We start from the raw sequence: 4,732 nt of genomic DNA on the forward strand, positions 1-4,732 counted from the left end.
GTATCCTAGGATATTTTGTATTCTCATATCGCTCCATATTTGGCTATCAGCTGCATATGCAGCCGATGCCAACATGAATGTCGCAATAAAGAAAAGTATACTACTTTTTTTCATATGCAACTATGCTCCTTTGCCTCTTGAAACCACTCTTTTTCTATACACCTTCGATACTTCTTCAGCATCTCCAACTAACAGAGCATTCGTAGCACAAACTGCAGCACAAAGAGGAACTTTACCTTCAGCTATACGGTTTTGACCATATAACTCTCTTTCATGTACTGAGTTAGTCTCTAACGGACCACCCGCACACATAGTACATTTATCCATTGCACCTTTTGTCCCAAATGCTCCATCTCTTGGAAACTGTGGAGCTCCAAAAGGACAAGCATAGAGACAATATCCACATCCTATACACACTTCTTTATCATGAAGAACAATCCCATCTTCTCTGATATAAAAACAATCCACTGGACACACTTGCTCACATGGAGCGTCTGTACAATGCATACAAGCAATAGAAGTTGAAATTTCTTTGCCCTCAATCCCATCATTTAGTGTAATTACTTTTCTTCTGCTTATGCCTACTGGAAGCTCATGAGCTTCAGAACAAGCAACGCTACAACCATAACATTCAATACAACGGTCATCATCACAATAAAATTTCATTCTTGACATTTCACTACTCATCTTATACCCCTACGCTTTTTCTATGCGGCATAAGCCAGCGTTAAATTCTGGAATCTGAGTAATAATGTCAAATCCATAGTTTGTAATTGTATTTGAACTTTCACCTGTTGCATATGGTTTTGTTCCTTCTGGATATTTATGACTCAAATCAACCCCTTGCATAACACCTGCAAAGTTATAAGGTAATGATATTCTATCAGGTGTTACACTAAAGTTATAGTGTGCTTTAACTTTGATTTTTGTTCCTTGAGGAGAATGTAACCACATATCTTCACCGTCACGAATTCCATAATTTAGTGCAAGATCTGGATGAATATTTGCAAACATTTCTGGTGTGATATGAGAAAGATACTTACTAGTTCTCTCAAGCATTCCTGCACCACTTAAGTTTACAACTCTCATAGTCACTAACATCGTAGGGAAATCTTTAGCCCAATCTTGGGCATTTTGCTCGGATGAAAATCTTACATCAACTCTAAAGTTATTTGTTTGATCTCCATAAGTTGGATGTTTTTTTACTAAATCTGTTCTTGGAGAATGAATTGGTTCTCTATGAATTGGAACAGGATCTGGGAAGGTCCAAACTTTTACTCTTGCTTTTGCATTTCCATAAGGAGCCACACCAGCAATTCTACATTTTTCTTGGATTATTCCACTGTAATCGGTTTTCCAATTTTTACCAATTTTTTGCTTCTCATCATCAGTAAGTTTAATACCTAAAACTTTTTCAATATTTGCAGAAGTAATTTCAGGATATCCACCTTTAATAGAAGAGCCTTTAACAGTAACAGAGTCTTCAGCTAACTGACTCACTCCATCATGCTCTAACCCAAATCTATTTCTAAAGCCCATACCACCTTCATTTACTGGTGTATCTACATCATAAAGAATTGGACTTCCTGGATGTTTATCATCCCAACTTGGCCATGGAAGACCGTAATATTCACCTTTCATTGCTCCACGTCCTTTTAAAGTCAGTGGATCAAACATGTGCCAATTTTCCTGATGTGCTTTCAATCTTTTTGCAGTCCAACCACCAAGACCAATCGTCTTGACAATTCTTGCAATTTCGTCACTTGCATCTTCTGCAAAATTAAAATCATTTTTAACTTGTTTAATTTCGCCATCTTTTATACCCATTTTCATACCACGAGTAAACTCATCATAAAAACCAAACTTTTTAGCAAATTCAAACATTACATCATGGTCAGTTTTACTCTCATAAAGTGGATCAACTACTTTTGTTCTCCATTGCGAAGTACGATTAGTTGCTGTTACACTTCCTTCGTTTTCAAACTGAGTTGCCACAGGTAAGATATATATATTATCTTCTCTGTCACTTAGAACAGCAGCTTCATTTACAAATGGCTCTGCAATAACAAGTAAATCTAACTTATTGAGTGCTTTTTGTATCTCTACTTGTTGACTCATTGAAGTAATACCAGTTCCTTGAACCCATAATGCACGAATTGGACTTGAAGAGTAAGTTTTTTCTTCTTGAAGTACACCTTGCCACCATTTTGCAAGAGAAAAGCCTTTTTCATTCATCCATTTTTTAGCATAAAATCTTTTCTTTAACCATTCATAATCAACACCCCAACCTTGGGCGAAGTGTTTCCATGAACCGTCACTTAGTCCATAATAGCCTGGTAATGAATCTGCTAAACAACACATATCAGTAGAACCTTGAACATTATCATGTCCACGAATAATGTTACATCCGCCACCTTTTTTACCCATATTTCCTAATACTAATTGTAAGATAGGAAGGATTCTAGTGTTTGATGTTCCTGTACTGTGTTGTGTAATACCTAATGCCCAAACAACTGTTGTTGGTTTTGTTTTTGCTAGTATAGTTGCTACTTGAATAATTTGTTCTGCAGGAATACCAGTAACATCAGCTGTTACTTCAGGAGTCCATTTTTTAGCTTCTGCTTTAATGTCTTCCATCCCATATACTCTTGATTCTATGAACTTTTCATCTTCCCAACCATTTTTGAAGATAATATGAAGTAATCCATAAATAAAAGCTACATCTGTTCCTGTTCTAATTCTCAAGTAATGATCTGCTTTTGCTGCAGATTTTGTATAAACTGGATCAATTACAATCAGTTTTGCATTGTTTCTATCCTTAGCTTGAAGAAAATGCTTCATGCCTATTGGATTTGCAACTGCTGAGTTTGCCCCTATCATAAAAATTGCTTTTGAGTTTTCAACGACATCACCAAAGTGATTTGTCATAGCGCCATAACCCCATGTATTCGCCACACCGGCGACTGTTGCACTATGTCAAATTCTTGCTACGTGATCTATATTGTTTGTTCCCCATAAAGCTGCAAATTTTCTAAAATAAAATGCTTCTTGCAGACTAAATTTTGCTGAACCTAAGAACATTGAAGCATCAGGCCCATTTTCTTTTCTAATTTTTAACATCTTCTCAGAGATTTCTTTTATAGCTTGATCCCAACTGATTCTAAGCCATTTTCCATTCTCTTTTTTCATTGGGTGTTTGATTCTTTGTTTACTTTTTACTAAATCAATTTGATCAATACCCTTACAACAATGACTACCTTCACTAATAGGATGGTCTTGTGCTACATCTTGTCTAACCCAAACACCATTGTGAACCTCTGCTACTATTCCACATCCTGCAGAACAGATACTACATATCGTTTTAACTCTCTTTGATCCTGGAAAAGGATTTTTTATCTCTTCTTGTGTAGCAGCTCTAACTGAGTCGCTTGAAGCAAATGCACTTGTTGCCCCAAAACTTGCCCCAATTGTTGCTAATTTTAGAAAAGTTCTTCTTCCCATTTTCAAAGATAAGTCTGCGAGTGAGTTTTTACTCATACGTTATCTCCTTAATAAGATGCCTTATAATATGCATCCCAATTAGCTGTCTTTTTGTATAAAATCTCTTTCTTTGGAGATTTCCCTACGACAACACCATTTGAACCAACTGTACTTTTTGCACTCTCAGATGCGCTAAGCGTACCTACAGCTGCAACTGTACCAACCACAGCAGCTTTCTTTAAAAAGCCACGTCTACTCTCTTGCATGATTTTCCTCCTGCAATATTTTCTCCTTGTATACAAAGAGATAGCTAAAAAAAAATAATTTTCTTAACTATCTCTTTGTATATGCAAATTTTGCATATTAAAGGACAAATAAAAAGTGCCCCTTAAACTGTGGTAAACTCATCAAAATTTCTTTTTGCACGCTTTTTGAATTCTTTTGGTTTTTTTATCTCTTCTACGACTTCTCTAGATTTTTTCTCAGGCTCTTTTACATCATAAAACATTCTCTCAAAATCGATAAAAACTTTCATACTTATTACTAATTGTTTATAAAAAACACTCTCTTCATGTTGATAAACATTTTGCATAAATTCGTCTACCATTGCATTTAAAATATTAATAAATACTTCTCTTGCTAATAATGCACTATCTTTATCTCCTGATATCTCTTCTTCTATCAATTTATGCATAAAGCTTAAGATAAAACCTATATGATCTTCTGACTCTTTACATGTAGAGGTGTCTTTTCTATATTTTGATTTTAAAACATACTCACTCATCTCTACACGTTTTTTCCCATCGTCTCTGCTTTCATCATAAAAAGATGCACTTACAGGTATTGTTTGTGTTGTTAAACTAAAAAAAACTAAATTACTCTCATCTTGTAAAGCTTTTTCTCCGCTCTCTTCTAATATTTTTTTCATAATATTAAAAGCATTATTTGAATATTCATCTAATGGATTTTGATTTAAAACATCAATACTTTTTAGTATATTTTTTACATCTTTTTTTTCATCGTTAAATGTAAAAAGTGAAGAAAAAAGTCCATAATATACTGACCTTGCTTTATTAATTGCCTCTTGATTCATTTTAATATTTCCTATTGATTAGTTTAAAATATGTTGTTACACAGTTTCTTGTATACTGTTTTGCTCATTCCTATGAGCCTGAAGCATAACCTTAGGTTTACAATCAGCACAGCAATAAAGTGTTTTGATTCTAATAGCATCATTTCCAAATACTGGTTT

The 4,732-nt window shown here is 34.6% G+C and carries 4 protein-coding genes; all 4 read right to left on the reverse strand.

The window, feature by feature from the left end; all coding sequences use genetic code 11:
• Positions 1 to 120 precede the first annotated feature (120 nt).
• The 4 genes from fdh3B to K354_RS0113520 all read right to left on the reverse strand — a co-directional run bounded on the left by fdh3B (position 121) and on the right by K354_RS0113520 (position 4,573).
• A complete protein-coding gene (gene fdh3B, locus K354_RS0113500) occupies positions 121 to 675 on the reverse strand; it encodes a formate dehydrogenase FDH3 subunit beta (RefSeq protein WP_084607383.1) in 555 nt (184 codons plus the stop codon).
• Between the two features lie 21 nt (positions 676 to 696).
• Positions 697 to 3,537: a formate dehydrogenase subunit alpha gene (locus tag K354_RS0113505; protein ID WP_084607382.1), complete on the reverse strand. Its 2,841-nt coding sequence runs from the start codon at positions 3,535 to 3,537 to the stop codon at positions 697 to 699.
• A gap of 11 nt (positions 3,538 to 3,548) precedes the next feature.
• The gene (locus K354_RS0113515) at positions 3,549 to 3,746 is read right to left on the reverse strand and encodes a twin-arginine translocation signal domain-containing protein (protein ID WP_024956005.1); all 198 of its coding nucleotides are present in this window, start codon (positions 3,744 to 3,746) and stop codon (positions 3,549 to 3,551) included.
• A 122-nt stretch (positions 3,747 to 3,868) separates the two neighbouring features.
• A complete protein-coding gene (locus K354_RS0113520) occupies positions 3,869 to 4,573 on the reverse strand; it encodes a TorD/DmsD family molecular chaperone (RefSeq protein WP_024956006.1) in 705 nt (234 codons plus the stop codon).
• Positions 4,574 to 4,732: the final 159 nt, after the last annotated feature.

It is taken from the genome of Sulfurospirillum arcachonense DSM 9755 (assembly GCF_000597725.1).
GTDB classification, from domain to species: Bacteria; Campylobacterota; Campylobacteria; order Campylobacterales; family Sulfurospirillaceae; genus Sulfurospirillum_A; species Sulfurospirillum_A arcachonense.